This is a genomic window from Microbacterium sp. Be9, assembly GCF_011754135.1.
GTDB classification, from domain to species: domain Bacteria; phylum Actinomycetota; class Actinomycetes; order Actinomycetales; family Microbacteriaceae; genus Microbacterium; species Microbacterium maritypicum_A.
The window spans coordinates 162,691-181,221 of sequence record NZ_WNWT01000007.1 but is presented as its reverse complement, the minus strand read 5'-3'; the positions used below and the strand labels follow the sequence as shown (position 1 = coordinate 181,221).

11 protein-coding genes are annotated in these 18,531 nt (G+C 66.9%); 9 read left to right on the top strand and 2 right to left on the bottom strand.

The genetic code is table 11. The features are described 5' to 3' along the window. From GLO27_RS18825 to GLO27_RS18800, 6 genes are all read left to right on the top strand, one after another. Window positions 1-2,498 (top strand): AbfB domain-containing protein (locus GLO27_RS18825; RefSeq protein ID WP_167256435.1); only part of this gene is annotated, 2,498 nt, incomplete at its 5' end. Window positions 2,499-2,634: 136 nt separating this feature from the next. Continuing rightward, entirely contained in the window at window positions 2,635-3,891 is a 1,257-nt protein-coding gene (locus GLO27_RS18820) for a hypothetical protein (RefSeq protein WP_167256433.1), read from the top strand. Further along, entirely contained in the window at window positions 3,888-4,457 is a 570-nt protein-coding gene (locus tag GLO27_RS18815) for a barstar family protein (protein ID WP_167256431.1), read from the top strand. Before GLO27_RS18820 ends, GLO27_RS18815 begins: the two co-directional genes overlap by 4 nt. Window positions 4,458-4,572: 115 nt before the next feature. Next, entirely contained in the window at window positions 4,573-4,950 is a 378-nt protein-coding gene (locus GLO27_RS18810; protein WP_021200112.1) for a hypothetical protein, read from the top strand. Window positions 4,951-5,065: 115 nt separating this feature from the next. Continuing rightward, complete coding sequence (locus GLO27_RS18805; RefSeq protein ID WP_029260850.1) at window positions 5,066-6,352, top strand: adenylosuccinate synthase; 1,287 nt, start codon at window positions 5,066-5,068, stop codon at window positions 6,350-6,352. A 9-nt stretch (window positions 6,353-6,361) separates the two neighbouring features. Then, window positions 6,362-7,468 (top strand): beta-propeller fold lactonase family protein, encoded by a 1,107-nt coding sequence (locus GLO27_RS18800; protein WP_167256429.1) that lies wholly within the window; start codon window positions 6,362-6,364, stop codon window positions 7,466-7,468. Between the two features lie 12 nt (window positions 7,469-7,480). Here GLO27_RS18800 and GLO27_RS18795 read toward each other — a convergent pair whose 3' ends face one another. Continuing rightward, window positions 7,481-8,725: a beta-ketoacyl-[acyl-carrier-protein] synthase family protein gene (locus GLO27_RS18795; protein ID WP_021200115.1), complete on the bottom strand. Its 1,245-nt coding sequence runs from the start codon at window positions 8,723-8,725 to the stop codon at window positions 7,481-7,483. Further along, entirely contained in the window at window positions 8,722-10,209 is a 1,488-nt protein-coding gene (locus tag GLO27_RS18790) for a class I adenylate-forming enzyme family protein (RefSeq protein ID WP_292775024.1), read from the bottom strand. The genes GLO27_RS18795 and GLO27_RS18790 overlap by 4 nt, the downstream gene beginning before the upstream one ends. 113 nt (window positions 10,210-10,322) lie before the next feature. Between GLO27_RS18790 and GLO27_RS18785 the strand changes: the two genes are divergently transcribed. The 3 genes from GLO27_RS18785 to GLO27_RS18775 all read left to right on the top strand — a co-directional run bounded on the left by GLO27_RS18785 (window position 10,323) and on the right by GLO27_RS18775 (window position 18,276). After that, entirely contained in the window at window positions 10,323-10,907 is a 585-nt protein-coding gene (locus tag GLO27_RS18785) for a biotin transporter BioY (RefSeq protein WP_167256427.1), read from the top strand. Window positions 10,908-11,101: 194 nt separating this feature from the next. Further along, window positions 11,102-18,004 carry a PA14 domain-containing protein gene (locus GLO27_RS18780; RefSeq protein WP_167256423.1) on the top strand — a complete coding sequence of 2,301 codons (6,903 nt, stop codon included), beginning with the start codon at window positions 11,102-11,104 and terminating at the stop codon, window positions 18,002-18,004. Next, window positions 17,998-18,276, top strand: coding sequence for a hypothetical protein (locus tag GLO27_RS18775; RefSeq protein ID WP_167256421.1), 279 nt, complete (start codon window positions 17,998-18,000; stop codon window positions 18,274-18,276). Before GLO27_RS18780 ends, GLO27_RS18775 begins: the two co-directional genes overlap by 7 nt. Window positions 18,277-18,531: the final 255 nt, after the last annotated feature.

Sequence of the window (18,531 nt, the reverse complement as noted above, 5' to 3'; positions counted from 1 at the left end):
CGAAGATCCGCACGGGTCTGGGATCCTGCACGGGCACGTTGGTGGACCGCTCGTGGGTGCTGACTGCGGCGAGCTGCTTCGCGGCCGACCCGACGACCCTCGCTGCGGGTGCCCCTGCCGCTCCGGCACGGGCGTTGTTCGGCCCGGATGTCGCGAACGACAAGACGATGAGCGGCACCGGCGATCTGGGCGTGAAGGTCACTCACCTGGAGCCCGCGGGCAACGGTCAGGACGTGGTTCTGGCGAAGCTGGAGGCACCTGTCGATGACATCACCCCGATGCCGGTCGCGACGGCCGCCCCGGTCGCAGGCCAGGACATCGCGTTCACGGGCTTCGGGCGCACCGCATCCGTCTGGGTCCCGCTCACCTCTCGGACGAACACCTACCCGGTCACGTCCCTCAACACGGCCACAGTGACCACCGCAGCCTCCGGTGCTTCGCTCTGTCTCGGTGACGGCGGCGCCCCCGGCATCCGCGACATCAACGGCACGAAGACACTCGTCGCTGTCGCGTCGCAGGCATCACAGGCTGGCTGCTACGGCTCCGGCCTCCCCGCAGGCACCGCATCGATCACGGCGACCCGCGGCGATGTCATCGCACCCTGGGTCACCGCGACCATCGAGAACGGCCGGAAGCTCGCCGGAATCAGCGCCGGTCAGGTGCTGGAGATCGAGAGCATCGCTCAGGCGGGCGCGTGCATGTCGACCAAGAACGCAGCGTCGAACTCTTCAGCGGGGCCTGTGGTGATTCCGTCGAGCTGCACGCTCATCGGCCAGATGCGTCGGTGGGAGCTCGTAGAGGTCACTCCGACCGTCTTCGCCCTGCGCAACTACGTCGACCGCGCGATGTGTGCCGCGAGTTCGGATGCCGCAGGCAGCGCCCTCGTGCAGGCCGCCTGCGCGCCCGCCGATCCGAAGCAGCAGTGGACGTTCCGCGAGCAGGCCGCCGGCACGGTGAGTGTCGTGAACATCGCGTCCGGCAAGGTTCTCGCAGCGCCCTCGACGACGGCCATCACGCTGAAGACGGATTCCGGCGCGAACGTCGATCGATGGAAGTACACGAACGTCGCGAAGATGCGTTACGACGCTGCCACCGTGGGAAGCTACGTATCGTTGCGCACGGCCGTCGGAGGCAAGTCCCTCACCGCGACCACCACCGCCCAGGCGAACGTCAAGGATGTCGTCGCGACGTCACCTCTCGCGTTGCGCCAGGAATCGACGTTCCGGGTCGTGAAGGGTCTGATCGATCCGCAGTGCGTCAGCTTCGAGTCGATCGCCTCGCCGGGCAAGTTCCTGAACATCTCCACGACGGCAGACGGAAACATCGTGCTGGTCGCGCCTTCTCCCACCAGTACGCGCAACGCGACCTGGTGTGCGCAGGATGCGGCGCACGGAGTCGGCTTCTCGTTCCCCGCGGCTCGCGATTCCTGGCGGATGCTGCGTTCACACAAGAACGGTCTCGTCTACGGCGGCGCCAGCTTCAATGCGGGCGTGCCCAACGGCGATGATCAGGCCGGCTACGTTCCCGATACCGCATGGGTCATCGGCGAGCCCTGGGCCGCGCCCACGTTCGCAGGAGGTCAGGTCTTCGAGATCGAGAGCATCGGCCAACCAGGCACATGCTTCTCGACGAAGAGCGCGGCCTCGAGTCCGAACGCCGGGGCTGTCCTGGCTCCCGTGGGCTGCACCCTGAACCCCCAGATGCGCCGCTGGGAACTGATCGAGATCACACCGACCGTGTTCGGCCTGCGCAACTACGCACATCGCCCCATGTGCGCCGCGAGTTCGGATGCTGCGGGCAGCGGGGTCGTGCAGGCTGCGTGCGCTACGACTGACACTCGTCAGCAGTGGACATTCGCCGACCAGCCCTCGGGCGGAGTGAGCATCGTCAACGTCGCCTCCGGCAAGGTGCTCACAGCGCCGACATCGACGACTCTCACCTTGCGGGCCGCCACGGGCGCGAGCGTCGAACGATGGACGTACAAGAACGTCACCAAGATGCGTTCCGACGTCGCGACGATCGGCAGTTACGTTTCGCTGCGCACCGTCGTCGGTGGGAAGTCCTTGACGGCCGTGCCTGCCGCGGCGCAAGCATCCGTCGGCAACGTCACTGCCTCCTCACCGCTCGCTCAGCGTCAAGCAGCGACGTTCCGGGTAGTGCAGGGGCTGGTGGATCCACAGTGCTACAGCTTCGAGTCGGTCGCATCTCCCGGGAAGTACTTGAACATCTCCACGACGACGGATGGCTACATCGTCTTGGCCACGCCTTCTGCGACCAGCAGCCGTAACGCGACCTGGTGCGCAGAGGACGCGGAATTCGGCGTGGGACTCTCTTTCCCGGCCGCCCGTGATCCGTGGCGCAAGCTTCGCATGCACCAGAACGGTCTCGTCTATGGTGGTGCGACGTTCAGTGCGGGAGTGCCGAACGGCGACGACGCCGCCAACTACATCCCTGACACCGCATGGGTCTTCGGCGAGCCTTGGGTGACCGCACCGTAGGAGGCTCCTCGGACGGCGTGCCTCTGCTCTCTTCGTAGGCCCTGTCGCTCTCCGCGGGGGGAGTGACAGGGCCTGCGATCGGAGCGTGTGGAGCGCTTCCGGCAGGACGAGACAGACGAATCGAAAGGCGGGATAGGTGTCATACGACCTCGAGGTGTACGGGAAGGTCTCGTTGACGGCGAGGGACCTGGCGAAAGTGGTTTCGTCACTGCGCGGGCTGAAGGCTAAGGTCGATCGGCGATCGCAGACGATCTCGTCGATCGTCGACAAGCGCACCCGCGAGATGGCGTTCGAGCTCGACGGCCCCGATCGTGTGGAGCCGGAGGATATCCCGGCGGAGTGGACCGAGGTCGCGGATGCGACGGTGCTCTACAGCATCCACGTGTCGTACGACGTCACGTCGGGAGCGGGGTTCTCGTTCAGCGTCGACGAGACGAAGCTGGCGACGGCGTCGGCCTTCGCCGCACGGTTGGCGGAGCGCGTCGACGGCACGGTGATCGACCCGCAGACCTACGAGCCGCAGCCGGAACCGCAGCCGGAACCGCAGCCGGAGCGCCCCCGCTTCCTGCATCTGCGCTGGTACCGACTGCTCGATGACACACACGATAAGGATCTCGCCGCGATCTACCTCCGCACGGCGCGCGAGTTCTTCAGACCAGGGGTGCCGTCGCGATTCGGCACGCACGAACCGTTTCAGGGGAGGTTCCCCCGCGACGACGATGCGACGTTTGACGGGATGTACCGCGCAAACTGCTACCTCGGCGATCTCATCCTCGCGGGCAAGCCGATCGAGCACGGGACCATCGACGGCTGGACGAACGACCTGGAGCGCCGAGCTCAATCGATCCGACTGAAGTTCGAGCTCGATCGGCTCGAGAAGCTCAAAGCTCTTGACGCCATCGAGCCGTTCTTCGTCGCACTCGCCGAACGGACCGGGGCCTTCTTCGCGTTCGCCGAGGTCAATACGAATCGGTACGGAACCGCCCACCCGCTCATGGACGTCAAACTCAAAGACCCGTGGAGCGGATTGCCGACCGCGCCGCAATGGATGACCTGGTTCGAGCCGGAATACGCCGAGATGGTCGCTCCGCATCTCGATCCCATCCGCACGAAGGCCAACGGCCAGGGGACTCTGCACCGCTGGACGGAGCACCCGGCCGAGGCGGAGGAGCTCCTTCGGTTGAGCGGCGATCCGTGGATCCCCGCCGGCTTCCGAGGGGTGCTCGATCCCGCAGGCGACGGGCGGTGCGCCGAGGCGGCCGCGGTCATGCCGGCGTCTCTGAGGTATCCCGCCCCCGAATCACCGCAAGCCCTGCGCATCGAGGCGCACTACGCGCGGGTGCGAGAGATCGAGGCCAACGCACGGAACCGAGCCGCCGAGGGGCGGCGATGACGCTCGAAGGGGGAGAGGTCGGCCCGACGTCGACCGCGAGGGGCTTCCTCTGGGCGACGGAAGGTCCGTGGGTGTACGTCGGACACGGCGAGCAGGGGCGCGAGAAGTGGATTCCATCGTCGTTCTACATGACGGCCGAGCTGGATGACGCGTGTGTGCGGACGCTCCGCGGGTGGAAGATGCGTTCTTACGAAGGACTGATGAACGAGTTCGGAGCCGCGCTCCAGTTCTTCGACGGATTCGGGGAGAACTGGTCGGCGCTGAGCGACTGCCTCCGATCTCTGGACGAGTGGCTGCCGGCCAAGGCCTACGTGCTCGTCGTCGAGCGCGCGGAAGAGGTTCTCGTCGACGATCCCCTTGATGTCGAAGCGTTCTTGCGCACGCTCCATTCGGCCGGAGAATCCTGGTCTGCAGCCGTGGACAGCCCCGAGATCTATGCGCGTCCGCCCATCCCGTTCCACGTGCTGCTGAACGTCAGCGATGCGCACCCGGAGGGCATCGACCGATTCGTCCGCACTGCCGCCGAGGCGCGAACCGACGTCGCCTTGCGTGTGGGCCGTCGATGATGGGGCGAAACATGCAATCCCTGGTACTTCCACCCGGGTGACTTCTGTGCCCGCGCCGGCGAAGAGTGGGGAATCGACCACCCTGCGTGCATCCAGACGGATATGCTCCTGTGCCATGACGGAGCACAAGAACCAGCGGCAGCACCAGCCCGAACTTCACGGAGGGGTGCTGAGCGGCGGCGGCAGCCCGGCGCTGTGGGGCGCGCTGATCGGACTCATCGTGTTCGTCTTCGTCGGTGTCCCGATCAGCGCGGCGGTGCGCTTCGCGACCCATCCGATGTCCCAGCAGCTGTTCGGAGGCCGACTGTCGGAGGCGACCGTCGGCGGCTATACGGCGTTCTGGTGGATCGTCGCGATCATGCTCCTCGCCCTTCCCTTCCTCGTGGGGTGGGGTGTCGCGAAGCTCTCGGCGCGAACCCTCACGATCATCGGCGCGATCGCCGTCGCGTTCTTCGTGGTCATTCTGATCCTCGGCCAGCTGTACGTGTTCTGACCGCCCCCGACGCTCCCCCGAAAGGCGCACCGAAGCCCTCCCGATAGGATGGGACCGCCCGAAGAGGGCCAGCTCATCGGCCGGTGCAAACCCGGCGAAAGCCAGGGGGTTACCCATGCCAGGAATCGTTATCGTCGGCGTGCAGTGGGGCGACGAAGGAAAGGGCAAGGCCACCGATCTTCTCGGTGAGCGCACCGACTGGGTGGTGAAGTTCAACGGCGGCAACAACGCCGGGCACACCGTCGTCGTCGGCGATGAGAAGTACGCGCTGCACCTGCTGCCCTCCGGCATCCTGTCTCCGGGCGTGACGCCCGTAATCGGCAACGGCGTCGTGGTCGACCTCGAGGTGCTGTTCTTCGAGCTCGAGGCGCTCGCCGCCCGCGGCATCGATGTCTCGCGACTCAAGGTCAGCGCCAACGCGCACATCATCACGCAGTACCACCGCACGCTCGACAAGGTCACCGAGCGCTTCCTCGGCAAGCGCATGATCGGCACGACCGGTCGCGGCATCGGCCCGGCGTACGCCGACAAGATCAATCGCGTGGGCATCCGTGTGCAGGACCTGTTCGACGAGAACATCCTGCGCCAGAAGGTCGAGGGCGCCCTCGACCAGAAGAACCATCTGCTGGTGAAGATCTTCAACCGCCGTGCGATCACCGCCGACGAGGTCGTCGAAGACCTGCTGTCGTACGCCGAGCGGCTGCGGCCCATGGTGGCCGACACCGGCTACCTGATCGCCCAGGCCCTGGACCGCGGCGAGGTCGTCGTGTTCGAGGGCGGCCAGGCCACGATGCTCGACATCGACCACGGCACCTACCCGTTCGTGACCTCGTCTTCGGCGACTGCAGGAGGCGCGGCGACGGGTGCGGGCGTCGGCCCCGGTGCGCTCGACCGCATCGTCGGCATCGTCAAGGCGTACACGACTCGCGTCGGCTCGGGTCCGTTCCCGACCGAGCTCTTCGACGAGCAGGGCGAGTGGCTGCGCAAGCAGGGCTTCGAGTTCGGCACCACCACCGGCCGTCCGCGCCGGGTGGGCTGGTACGACGCTCCCATCACTCGCTACGCGACGCGCATCAACGGCATCACCGACCTGGTGCTCACCAAGCTCGACATCCTCACGGGTCTCGAGCAGATCCCGGTGTGCGTCGCCTACGACGTCGATGGCGAACGCTTCGACGAGGTGCCGGTCAACCAGACCGACTTCCACCACGCGAAGCCGATCCTGGAGTACTTCCCCGGCTGGAACGAGGACATCTCGGTCGCGCGCACCTTCGAGGACCTGCCGCAGAACGCGCAGGACTATGTGCTGGCGCTCGAGAAGATGAGCAACACGCGCATCTCGGTGATCGGCGTCGGCCCGGAGCGCGACCAGGTCATCGTCCGCCACGGTCTGCTCGACTGACCCGCGCCCGTGACGCGCTTCTGGCTGGGCGGCTACGGTGCCGCGATGGACGGCTCGGCCGACGGCATCGGCCTGCTCGCGGGGGATGAGGGCCGCGAGGCCTCGACTCTCGCCTACCGCGGTGCCGTGGTCGAGACGCCGTCGCCGTCGTGGCTGGCGCAGCATCCGACCCTCGATGTCGTCTACGCGGCACTCGAGGGCGACTCCGCGGTGCAGGCCTTCTCACGCGCGGGGGAGGCCGCCCTTGCGCCGCTGGGTGCGCCCGCGCCGGTCGGCCAGTACGTCTGCCACGTCGCGGTGGCGCCGAACGGTTCGGCCCTGATCGCCAGCTGCTACGGCGACGGTCGCGTGGTGCGGTTCGACCTGGATGCGGAAGGCCGTATCGTGCCTCCGAAGCCGGATGCCGCGGCGGCGCTCCGCGCAGCACTGTTCGGTGACGCCGACCCGGATGCTGCCGCTGCGACTCCGCCCGGCGACGGCGTCGCCGCGATCGACCCGTACGGGGTGGGCGGCGACCGCGTCTCCCACGCGCACGCTGCCGTCTTCCTGCCCGACGGACGCGTCGCCACGACCGACCTCGGCTTCGACCTCGTGCGGTTCTGGCGGCAGAGCGGCAGTGGGCTCGTGCTCGACCACGAGGTCGTGCTCCCGCTCGGCACCGGACCGCGGCACATGGTCCTGCACCCCAGCGGACACCTCCATGTGGTCACCGAGTACTCCTGCGAGGTCTTCACCCTCGCGCGCGCGGCAGACGGCACCTGGAGTGTCGTGTCGGTGACCCTGACGAGCCCGATCGCCGAGGTGGGGACGGACTTCCCGGCAGAACTCGCACGTACGCGCGACGGACAGTTCCTCTACACGGCTCTGCGCGGCAGCAACACCATCGCCGCGCTGCGGGTGTGGGGTGGCGGCGAGTCTCTGGAATCCGTGGCGCTCGCCGATTCCGGTGTCGACTGGCCGCGGCATCATCTGGTCCACGAGGGCAAGATGCTCGTCGCGGGGCAGCGCTCCGACACGATCACGCTGATCGACCTCGACGAGCGCACGGGCGCGCCCCTCGGTATCCGTCACGAGGCGCAGGTTCCGACCCCGACGCACTTCCTGCCGGTGCGCTGACCTCGGCGTGATTCATTCGCTCGCGGTGAGCAGCAGCGCCGCGTTGTGGCCGCCGAAGCCGAACGAGGTCGACAGCACGGTGCGGACCGGATGCGGTCGTTCCCTGTCGCGTACGAAGTCCCAGTCGTCGGCACACGGATGCGACAGATTCATCGTCGGGGGCAGCACCTGATCGCGGAGCGTCATCGCGATGATGACGGCCTCGACGACGCCGGCCGCACCGAGCAGATGTCCGGTCGTCGACTTGGTCGCGGTGAGGGGAACGGACGATGCTCTCCGGCCGAGCGCCTGCGTGAGCGCGACCAGCTCGGCCTCATCGCCCAGGACGGTGCCCGTGCCGTGCGTGTTCACGTGGTCGATCTCGGCGGCGTCGACATCGGCGTCCGCGAGGCAGGCGTTGATCGCCCTCGTCGCCCCCGCGGCGGCAGGGTCGGGCGCGGTGGCGTGATGTGCGTCGCTGGTCGCGCCGAATCCGGCGATCGTCGCGAGGGGCCGAATGCCGCGCTCCCGTGCGGCATCGGCGGATTCCACCAGTACGGCGGCCGCGCCCTGAGCCATGACGAAGCCCGTGCGGGCGCGGTCGAAGGGGCGTGAGGCCGACGAGGGGTCGTCGCCGAAGCCCGTCGCGACCGAGCGGAGGTTCGCGTGCGCGGCGAGGTGCAGCGGGTTGAGGCAATCCTCCATCCCGACGACCAGCACGGTGTCGGCGTAGCCGTGGCGGATCCGTCGAAGGGCTTCCCCGATCGCGACCGCTCCACTCGCGCAGGCCGCGGCGACCGCATGGGTCTGACCGAGGAATGCGTACCGTCTGCTGAGCACGCCGGCGATCGCATCCGCCGTTCCGTACACCGTGAGCCTCGGCGGCACCCGACGCGCCCCGTGGTCCCGCAGCGCGCCCGCGGCTCGCACGGTCGCATCTACCGGCCCGGAACCGGTCGCGACGATCACCTGCGCGACATCCGTCTGCCACGGCTGCCCCTGGACGCCCGCGTCGGCGAGTGCTTCATCGGCGGCGGTGATCGCCCACAGCTGCATCGGGGTGAGGTGCCGGGCGAGCGATGCCGCCAGATCGACCGGGGTGGTGAAGCCGTGCACCACTCCGCCGACCTGCACAGGGCCTGAGCCGGAGATCTCCGGAGGGAGGCGGGTGATGCCGCTTCGTCCCGCGCGCACAGACGCCCATGACGCCGATACCGTCAGTCCGCTCGGTGTGACCGCGCCGACACCGGTGATGACCACGGATCGCCTGCCGTTCATGCTCGCCCCTTCCCGAGCGCCACGAGATCCGCGACGGCGGCGCGACGGATCTTCCCACCGACGGTCCGCGGAAACTCCGACAGTGCGTACCAGCGGCGCGGAACGGATGCCGAGGCGAGATGCTGTTTCGCCCACCGGCGCAGGTCCGCGGCGGGTGGGGCGACGCCTTCGGTGACCAGCGCGATACGCGTGCCGAGACGCTCATCGCTCTCGGTGATCGCGCAACAGGCGCTGAGGCCCGGCATCCCTTCGAACGCGCGGGCGACCTCGTCGAGCGCGACGGTGTGTCCGCCTGTCGTGACGACGTCGCCTCTTCGGCCGACGAACGTGAAGTCCCGGCCGAGCAGTCGCCCTTGATCGTGCACGCTCGCCCAGCCGTCAGCGTCCGTCAACGATGTCGTGCTCGTCTTCGGCAGGTAGTCGGTCGAGCAGGAGGGCGAGCGCACCCAGAGACTGCCGAGCTCGCCGGGAGCCAGGTCGTCGCCGTCATCGCCACGGACGCAGGCCTCGACCTGCGGGTAGAGCCGGATGGCTTCGTCGCCGGCGCGATCGTCGCCGATGAAGCCGAGTTCGCCGGTGCCGAAGTAGCCGATGCTCCGGGCATGGGGGAGCGCCTCGGCGACGTCGGCTCGCGTCGATGCGGAGAGTGTCGCCCCTCCCGTGACGATGAGCTCGATGCCGTCGTACCGTCCTGGATGTCGGAGGGCGGCGTCGACGAGTGTCGTCACCGCCGCGGGGATCGTGACGAGGCGCGTGATGCGCTCGTCGTGCACGCGGGAGGTGAGCCACAGCTCGTCCAGGCTGTCGGCGACGTGCAGCTGACCACCCGTGGCGAGTACCTCGAACAGTGTGTACAGGGTCAGGCTGTACGACATCGGCCCGGGTGCGAAGGTCGCGACGCCGTCGTGCGCGCCCAAGTGCTCGCGGGACACCTCGATGTTCGCCGCATACTGCGACCGCGTCTTGAGGAACGCCTTCGGCGCGCCCGTCGTACCGGATGACGTCAGCAGCAGGAACGGGGTGTCGATCGGAGGGCCGTCGGTCGGAGCGTCGTCGGTCGGTGCCTCGGGCGCGGATGATCCGTCGTCCAGCAGGTCGGCGAGGTCGAAGACCAGACCGGGCCATCCGCTCGCGCGCAGAGCGTGCCGGAGGTGAGGAACATCCGTGATGACGGCAGCCGTCCCGGATGTGACGATCGACCGCATCTGCAGAGCGACGGGCCACTGCGCGTCGACGATGGTGAGGATGCGGTCGCCCGCCTCCACCGCGACGACGGCGCGCGCCGTATCGAATGTGGCGGACAGGCAGATGGCGACCACCGGGGGCAGATCCGCGAGCCTGCTCGGGTGATCCGCAGCGGTGTCCGTTGCGAGCAGACGCCTGATGGCCGCCGACATCCGGCATGAGTGGGTGTAGAGCTCGCCGTACGTCACGCGGGCATCGCGGCCGACGATCGCCCAGCGGTCGGGGTCGTCGGCCGCGATGCGGCGCAGCGTCGGGGTGAGAGACGTGAGGACTCCTGGGCGGGTTTGCGCGGAAAGGGTGGCGTCCCTATTCTAATGAACACCGTTCAGGTGAACGGTGTTCAGGAGGATTCATGACCACGTCCCGCGCCACCGACACGAGCGCCTCGCTCGGCCGCATCGCGGTCTTCGCCGCACTGATCGTCGTGCTCGGCACGGTGATCGTGCCCCTTCCGAGCGGCGTGCCGATCACGGCGCAGACCCTGGGGGTCATGCTCGCCGGACTCGTGCTGGGGCCGCGTCTCGCGCCACTCGCCGTGGTCCTGGTGCTCGCGCTCGCCGCGGTCGGACTTCCGGTTCTCGCGGGTGGTCGTGGCGGCCTCGGCGTGTTCGTCGGACCGAGTGCCGGGTACCTCGTCGGCTGGATCGCCGGGGTCGTCGTGATCGGCCTGCTCATGCGCACGGGTCGCTTCACCTGGTGGCGCTCCGCGATCGCCGCTTTCGTGGGAGGGGTGCTCGTCGTCTACGCATTCGGCATCCCTGTGCAGGCGCTCGTGACGGCGGTGCCGCTCGGGCCCACGGCGCTGTCGAGCCTCGCGTTCCTGCCCGGAGACCTGATCAAGGTGGTGGCGGCGACGCTGGTCGTGGTCGCACTCCGACGGGCCTACCCGCGTGCGTTCGCCGACGGCCTGCGGGTGCGAGAGGCTGCGACGGCGTAAGCGACACCACGCATCACCGCCGCCTCCGGTCGGAGAAGTCTGGCCTCTGACCGGGCGCGCATTCACGCCGATGGCCGTTCTTCTCACGAAGTTACATACTCGTGATGCGGGAGTGCTCGCGCTGGATCCTCAGTATCCGCTATGAGTTATCTGTGCGGCATTGAGGCCGCGACTCCGTGAAAGGAACCGCGGTCTTGCGCAGACTCCCCGCTGCAGGTCTTGCCTGCCTTCTCGTCGGCGTGCTGGCGATCATCACGCCCGAATCCATGGCCGTCGGCGACGTTCTCGTCACGACCGCGAACACCGTCAGCAGCGCGCCGATGGAGACGCGTGAGATCCCCGACAACGGGGGGCTGACAGCCGAGGACGTCGAGCGGCTCGGCGACGATACGGAAGCCCCGACCGAGTGGGTTTCCGAGATGCCTGCCGGTGACTTCTCCTCGCTCGAAGCTGAGGCCGCGCCGGTTCCGGTGGTGCAGGCCCGACAGCTGAAACTGCCCCTGCTCTCTCCGGCGAAAGCCTCGCAGGCGGACCTTGCAGAGCGGGTAGAGGGTCTTCCCGTTACTGCGCGGGACACGTTCTCGACGACCTATCGAACCGAATCCGGCTCTTTCATCCAGGAGCAGTCCGATCAGCCTCTCAACGTCCTCGACGAAGACGGGAAGTGGCGCACGATATCGACGGGGTTGACCGAGGTGGATGGTCGGTGGGAGACAGGTGCCCACCCCCTGGAACCCTCGTTCGCGAAGCGAGCGGATGCCGAGAACGGGGTCTCGCTGTCGGCGGGAGAGCACGCCGTGTCCTTCACCCTCGAACAGGCCGCGCCCGTGAAAGCGGTGACGGATCGCTCGGAGGGTTCGAAAGTCGATGACGTTCTGCGTCTGGACGACATCGCTCCGGGCGTCGACCTCGAGTACGAGGTTGAGACGGGTGGGGTCAAAGAAACCATCATCCTGAGGACGAAGCCCCGGGCATCCGCGGAGTGGAGCTGGCGCCTGGATGTCGGCGATCTCGTTCCGGTTCTCGGTGAGGACGGGCTGTTGCAGCTTTTGGATGCCACTGGTGCGGTAGCGATGCACGTCCCCACACCCGTCGCCTGGGATTCATCGGGTGTCGAGGGGGAGCGTTCCGATGCGCTGATCAACCCTGACGTGCGTCTCGAGCAGGTCGAGGGGAGTATCTGGCGGTACGCGCTCGCGGTCGACGGTGCTTGGCTGAAGGATGCGGAACGCGCGTATCCGGTCTACATCGATCCCACGGTGCAGATCGGTCCCTCGTATCTAAAGTCGCTGAAGTCTGATGGCGCGGTGTTCGTGAACCAGTCGCACGTCGGCAATACCCGCCAGAACAACACCAACGTGTTCTGGCGAACCTACGAGATCTTCAACGCCGGCGCGGCCGCGTACAAGTTCGTCGGCAACACCCAACTGGCGGTTGCGTACGACGGGCTGGGGGCGACGACCGCGCAGCTGGGCAATGTCTACTCGACCACCGGTGAGTGCTTCGGGTGTCTGTACCAATGGCTCGACGACTACTCGATCAGCACGGACGCCGTCTGGACGGATGGTGCCGGAGTGGCCACGAACACGGCGAATCACGTCAAAGCTGGTGTGCCGAACGTCGCGTTCATCATCAGCGGGAACGAGACGGGTTCGGTCTACAGTCACAAGCGCGTGGCAACTGCGTTCTACATGGAGTACTGGGATTATCCGTCGGTGTCGCAGGTCTCCCCGGCAGATGGTGCGGTAGGACAATCGACGACTCCCACGCTCTCGTTGACCGGGGCGAGTTACTCGCCGCACTCAGCTGCGATCGCTTTCAAGTTCGCGGTGTCGGCGAGCGCCGACATGAGCTCTCCTGTGTGGACCGCTGAGACGACCTCGTCGCAGGTGACCGTTCCGGAGGGCAAGCTTCTCCCCGGCGTCACCTACTACTGGCAGGGCAAGGTGTACGACGCGCACAACACGTGGGCGGGGCAGTCCACCGAGAGGGCGACCGGCGTGCGGACGCTCACCACTCAGGTGCCTCCGCCCACTCCTCCTGATTCGACGGCGTCTCCGGGGAACTCTGTGGGAGCAGCCGAGACCATCGTCACGCTCACGCCGACGCTGCAGGTGGATTCGGTCAGCGATCCCGACGGCATTCCGGCCGGTGGCACGGTGAAGTACGAGTTCAAAATCGCCACGGGCTCAGACGGGAAGTCGGGCGCCGTGTTCACGTCGGGTCTGCTGACGCCTGACCCTGACGGGAAGGTGCGCTGGACGGTCCCGCCCGGCACGTTGCGGGACGGGAACATCTACTCCTGGGTCGTGCAGCCCACGGATGGAGTGGGCAAGAACACGACACCGGCGTGGGTGAAGAAGATCAAGGTCGACCTGCGTCTCGGAGCATCCGGTCCCTCGCCCTTCGACACGACAGGACCCGTGACGGTCAATCTCGCCAACGGCAATGCGAACCTGTCGTTCTCCTCGCCGTTGGTGAGCACCCTGGGCGGCCCGATGGGAATGTCGTTCAGTTACAACTCGCAGTCGGAGGGCGTCTCGAACAGGGGTCTGACGGGTTCGTACTTCAGCGCCAAAGACGAGCTGGGGAACATCCCGACGTCTCCGGCGGGATACACCTTCGCAGGTAAGACGCCTCTCATGGTGCGGACGGATTCCGCGATCTCGTTCGACTGGCCGACGGGTTCGCCGGGGCCCCCGCTTGCAGACGACTACTTCATGGCGCGGTGGACCGGGTTCGTTCGGGTGCCGCACGCATCTTCTCAGTGGCGATTCGGGGTGCGCCACGACGACGGGGTGAAGCTTCGGGTCGACAACGCGACGATTCTCGACAAATGGGTGGGAGGTGCGGCAGGGCTCGAGTGGTCGACCAATCAGAACCTGTCCACAGGCGAGGTGCCGATCCAGCTCGACTACTACGAGGTCACGGCGGGCGCCTACGCCGAATTGTGGGCCGACGATCTCGCCGACAGTGAGGGTCCGGTAATCGTTCCGGCGTCCTGGTTCACGACACAGCGGTCACCGTTGCGAGACGGATGGTCGGCATCGACGGCAATCGCCGGTGATGCCACTGCGTGGGCGCGAGCTTCGATCGAGCCGCAGGCGATCGTTCTGACCGATGTGACCGGGGGTGCGCACACCTACACACGAACGTCATCGGGCGGTTACTCCCCGCCCGCGGGAGAGTATGGCGTCGTCTCGCTCGACAACGCGGGCCGCGTGGTGTTCACCGACGAGGGCGGAACGGTCTATCAGTTCACGGCGGGCGGTGCCGTGGAGTCGGCGACCTCAGTCGCTGATGGGCAGAAGCCGGCGGCGCCGGTGATGGTCTACAACTCCGACGGCACGGTCAAGGAGATCGTCGACCCTCTCTCCAAGGAAGGGTCGACGTATCACCGCAAGGTGTCGTTCGTGTATCAGGATGCGGCGCAGACGCTTTGCCCGACCCTGCCTCCCAACTACTATCCAGCCCGCGCCGGATCGTTGTGCAAGATCGTCTATCCGGCCTTGTCGGCGACGGACACTCCCGTGACGAACCTCTACTACGCGGGTGGTCAGCTGTGGATGATCGAGGATCCGGGCGGGGAGCGGACAGTGTTCGGTTACGACAGTAACAACGTGCTGAAGTCGGTCGTCGACTCCGCGGCCAATGACTATCTGCTCGCGCAACCGGTTCCCAGCGAATACGACCCGCCGGCGACGAATATCGTCTACGCCGAGGGCAAGGTCGCATCAGTCCGGCTGCCTTCCGCCGATGGCGGACCGGCGCCGCGGATGAAGAAGACCTACGCCTACGACGCTGCGGCGCGGTCTAGCACCGTCACGCTGGATGGGGTTCCCGACTCCACCAGCACGGTCTCTTACGACGCGGCTTGGCGGCAGGTGTCATCGACGTCGCCGATGGGCGTCACGGCGACGCAAGAGTGGCACCCGACGAAAGACCTGGTGCTCTCGGCGACGAGTTCGGCAGGCCAGAAGTCGACGACCATCTATGACCCCGCCACCGACCGGGCGACGGATTCGTACGGCCCGGCACCGGCCGCGTGCTTCCAATCCGATGGTCGCCCGGTATCGAACCCGGCAGGCACAACTGGATGCGGCATCCTTCCGGCGCACTCGGCGACGACATACGACAGTGGGCTCCAGGGGCTGCAGGCCACGTACTACCCCAACCCGAACCTGGCTGGGAAGCCGACTCTCATCAGTTTCGGCATCGGGGGCGCGGGAGGTGCGGTCGACCGCGATTGGGCCACCGGGTCACCGGGAACGGGGATCGGTATCGACGACTGGTCGCTGCGCCTCACCGGTCTGGTGACGTTCCCTCAGGCCGGTCAGTACACCTTCGGCACCTACAGCGACGACGGCGCACGGGTCTGGGTCGGTGACACGTTGGTATCCGACAAGTGGGAACCAGGGCCCGCGGAACGCTTCGGCGCTCCGATCACGGTCGCGGCAGGCGAGACCCGGCGTATCCGCGTCGAGTTCCGCGACGACACCTGGACGGCAACCCTGCAGCTCAAGTGGAAGACCCCGTCTTCCCCGGCCACGGGAGTCATCGTCCCCGGCACGGCGCTGCGTCCCGACTACGGTCTGGTCACGCGCACGACGGCGGACGATTCGACGACTGCTTCCGGTGCGGTTGCTCCGTCGACGACGACGGCGATGACGTATCAGCACCCGTGGCTGGGTCAGGCGACGGCCGGAACGGTCGATCCTGATGGCCTGGCGCTGACGACCTCGACGACGTTCGAGCAGCCCGGCGCGGCAGGGTGGTTGCGGCGTCTGACGCGCACGCTCCCGGCCGGTGGTGTCACCGGGGCTCCGTCGACGGCGAAGACCACGAGCACGTACTACGGCGACCTCGAGAACGCGCCGGCGGTGTGCGGCATCCCGTCGGGCACGAAGCAGTACGGCATGGCGAAGTCGACCACGGGGCCGACTCCGGCTTCGGGCGGGGCCATCACGACCGAGTACGCGTATGACGCGTGGGGCCGTGCTGTGGCGACGAAGTCGACCGGGGACACGGACTGGTCGTGCACGGGATACGACGCCCGCGGCAAGGTCGTGTCGTCGAAGATCGTCGGCCAGTCGGGGGTCGCGACGATCTCCAGCACGACGACCGAGACGACGCGGGTCACGGGTGGTGGGTACACGTCTGTCACGGGCGGGGTGACGGTTGCGGGTTCGCCGAACGACTCGACGATCACGACGGTCACCGACCTGCTCGGACGCACCGTGAGCTACACGGATGTGTGGGGCACGGTGACCACACCCACATACGACCCGGCTTCCGGGCGTGTGATGCAGATCTCGACGACTCCGGCCGGTGGTGCAGCGTCGGTGACGGCGTACACGTATGACGCCGACGGCAAGGTGAAGACGGTTACCGTCGACGGGCAGCAGCTCGCGTCGGTGACGTATGACGCGTTGCAGCGGCTGCAGCAGATCACGTATCCGGACGGTTCGGCGCTGAACAGTGTGGGTCGGGATGTGGCGGAGCGCGTGATCGGTCAGGAGTGGCTGGTCGGCGGGCAGGTCGTGTCGGATGCTGTGGTGCGGTCGCAGTCGGGGCGTGTGGTGAAGCAGCAGTCGTCGATGGGGTCGACGTCGTATTCGTCGACGTACGGGTATGACACGGCTGGGCGTTTGGTGTCGGCGAGCATCCCCGGGCATGAGTTCACGTATGGGTTCGGGTCGTCGGGTGGGTGTGGTCCGAATGCGGCGGCGGGGATGTCGGGGAACCGGACGGGTCTGACGGATGTGTGGACGGCGCCGGGTCAGGCTGCGGTGTCGACGTCGACGTCGTATTGCTATGACTGGGCGGACCGGTTGGTGTCGTCGTCGGTGACGGGGGCGATCCCGGGTGCGACGACGGTGGCGGATGGTCTGGCGGCGTCGGAGATTGTCTATGACGTGCGGGGGAACACCGTTCGTCTGGGCGACATGCAGTTCTCGTATGACGCGGCCAACCGGCACATCGGGACGACGTATGACGATGGCACGACGGTGCGGATCGTGCGGGATGCGACCGGACGCATTGCCACACGCACCATTGACCCGACTGGTGATGCCCCCGCGGTGTCGACGAGCTACCTGTATGCGGCGGGTGGTGATGCGGCGTGGGGTCAGAAGTCGGGTGCGGAGTTGACAAGGAGTCTGGGGTTGCCGGGTGGGGTGTCGTGGACAAACCAGGCCGGGGTGGTGACGTGGTCGTTCCCCGGGTTGGGTGGACACGGTCTCGTGACCCGCACCGGGGTGACGACGAGTGCGTTGTTGTTGTGGGATCCGTTTGGTCAGCCGGTGGACCCGGTGACGTTCGCGATCGGCACCACTGCGTCGGATGACTCCGGGCAGGTGGCGGGGAACACGCTGTGGCATCAGGGGGCGTTGAAGCCCGCGGAATCGGCAGGGTCGGCTCTGGTGGTGGAGATGGGCGTGCGGTTGTATGTCCCCGCCCTCGGGAGGTTCCTGCAAGTCGACCCCATCGAAGGCGGTGGAGCGAACGACTACTCCTGGCCTACGGATCCCATCAACGGACACGACCTCACCGGCAAGAAATGGTCCATCGCTCCACTAGTCGACGGTGGCTCGACAGCCGCGAAACGGTCAGGGACCAAGCCTCTAACGTGGCTAGGAGGAGGCGGATTGCCGTTTAGTAAGTCACGCCCCAAGGCAAGTGGCACGCCCACGCTCATCTCGCAGCTCGCCGCGCTGCCCGCCGCACCGTCACAGCCAACCCGCACCGGGCCCAAGCAGCAACCTCTCTGGCAATGGATGCCCGAAAACGGTGGAACTGCAGACCTCACTGTCTCAGCCTGCGCCGGTGCCTGTCTCAACCTCTCAATTGGTCACGACGGTACGGGCCGAGTCGGACTTGGTTTCGGCCTGAAGGCGGGAGTATCGGTCTCAGCGGGAGCATCGACTGAGTCTGAAGGGGGGCTCTATTTGGGAGGAAGCTGCACTGCGGTCATGGGACCGGTGGGTGGCTACATCTCAGGCGGAATCCAAGAGAACGGGCCACTAGGATATGGGGGTGGCGGCGTCTCGGTGGGCGCAGCTCTCGGATGCAGCGCAGACGTCGGATGGGGATGGTGAACTTGAACTTCGTTCATGCTGGCACGATTCTCCCGAATTTGATCTTTGGGTTGATGGCCGTCGTTTTAGGGATGCTTACCATTCGCTATCGTCGGCGGCTCAACGACGCGGTCTACAAGAACCAAAAAGCGATGTTCGGTCAGCGTGCCGCTCAGGCCTCGGCGGGCCGCCAGACGCCGTTTACGATGGGGGTCGTCGGCGCCGGAATCATACTCGTGGGTCTCGTCATGCTAGCTTTTGCGATGACGGGTATTGTTCAAAACTTTCTTTGATGGATTTCTTTCGCGTCATCGATGGCTGAGTATGTGAAGACCGTGGCGGCGGGATCCGTCAGCGAGTTCCTGCGGGCGGCGGAGGGGATGTTCACTAAGGTTCGCCAGCGAATTGAGAGCGTCCACCCCGAACTACTCAGGAACCCCCACTATCGGGAACTGCTCGGTTCGTACGGGCGACCGTTGCCGTGAACGTAGCTCGGCGTAGATCCCGGAGCGATCCCCCAGCAGATCCGTCGACGTCACCTCAGCGGA